At 63.2% G+C, this 1,433-nt stretch carries 1 protein-coding gene and 1 pseudogene; both read left to right on the top strand.

Features of this window, described 5'->3' with window-relative positions:
• Nucleotides 1–161: pseudogene (locus tag H928_RS33515) on the top strand (RluA family pseudouridine synthase); the annotation flags it as partial.
• 198 nt (nt 162–359) lie between these two features.
• Nucleotides 360–1,274, top strand: a complete 915-nt coding sequence (gene scpB / locus H928_RS30955; RefSeq protein WP_021027542.1) for an SMC-Scp complex subunit ScpB — start codon at nt 360–362, stop codon at nt 1,272–1,274.
• The last annotated feature ends 159 nt before the right edge of the window (nt 1,275–1,433 follow it).

Genomic DNA, 1,433 nt, shown 5'->3' with positions numbered 1-1,433 from the left:
CAGCGGCTGGTATGGAGCGCCAGGCGCTGCATGCGCTGCGGCTGGCCTTTGTGCATCCGGTCACCGGCCAGAGCATGTCCTGGTTCGCGCTGCCGCCTGCCGATATCACCTCGGCGATGGAAAATTGGGATCTTCGGTATAATTTGGCCCAATTGGCCTAAGCGCTGCCCCTGCAGGTCTGGTTTTTGACCAGCGCAAACCCGGAGTTTGCACACTGCAGCGGTGGCGCCCAGTGCCGACGGCTATGGGCGCTTATGCCTGCGCCGTGATCTTGGCCATGCAAACGCGGCCCTCTTGATACGCATTCCTTTGTCTCAACACGCAGCCCGCGCGCTGGCGTGCCAACAGGGATTTATCGCATGCATACTTTGGAAGCAAAACGGGTGCTGGAGACTGCGCTGATCTGCGCGCCCCAGCCCATCACCGTGCGTGAGCTGCGGGGATTGTTTGCCGATGATTTGGGAACGGACACGCTCAAGGTGCTGCTGCAGGAGCTGCAGCTCGACTGGTCACACCGCGGTGTGGAGCTGGTGCAGGTGGCCTCGGGCTGGCGTTTTCAGAGCCGGCCGGAGATGCGCGAGTACCTCGATCGCCTGCACCCGGAAAAGCCCCCCAAGTACTCGCGTGCGACCTTGGAGACCTTGGCCATCATTGCCTACCGGCAGCCGGTGACCCGTGGCGATATCGAAGATATCCGGGGCGTCACCGTCAACAGCTTGATCATCAAGCAGTTGGAGGACCGGGGCTGGGTGGAAGTGATTGGCTACCGGGAGACCATCGGGCGGCCTGCGCTGCTGGCGACCACCCGGCAGTTTCTGGATGACCTGGGTCTGCAGTCGCTGGACCAGCTGCCCGAGTTGGACAGCAGCAACCAGCCGCAGACCATGTTTGACAGCCTGCCGCTGGAGGCTGCGCCGGACGAGGCAGCGCCGCAGGATGCCGGGCCGCCGGATGCCGAGGCTTTTGAGTTGGTGGGCGAGTCGATGCCGATGGCAGCGCCCGCTGGCGATGTGGATGTGTTGGAGAGTTTGCAAGATTTGCAGGACGCGCAGGATTTACAAGACGCGCAGGATGTGCAGACCTCACCGCTAGGTGAGGCTGCCGATGATGAAGATGCTGCCGCCAATCTGGCGGCTGAGGCCCAGGCGGCCAGTGGCGAGGCAGATGCCCCCGCCGCAGCGGCCACACCAAGAGATACGGATCCTCTGGACCGTGTTGACGATGCACATAATTCCGCACTAGGCGGGGTAGAAAAGCAAAAAGATGATGAGTGATACCAGCGATATGAATGCGCCCCAGGACGGAGATAAGGCCTTGCAAGAAGGTGCTGCCCCGTCAGAAAAGCGCCGTGCGCCGCGCAAGCGTGCCGTGCCCGCGCAAGCGGCAGCGGCCGACGAATCCCAGGCGGCGGGCGCCGACGCCGGCGAGGCTGA

The organism is Comamonas sp. B-9 (genome assembly GCF_000410635.1).
Lineage (GTDB): Bacteria > Pseudomonadota > Gammaproteobacteria > Burkholderiales > Burkholderiaceae_C > Comamonas.
The sequence above is the reverse complement of the archived record's forward strand: the minus strand, read 5'-3'. Positions and strand labels throughout refer to the sequence as shown.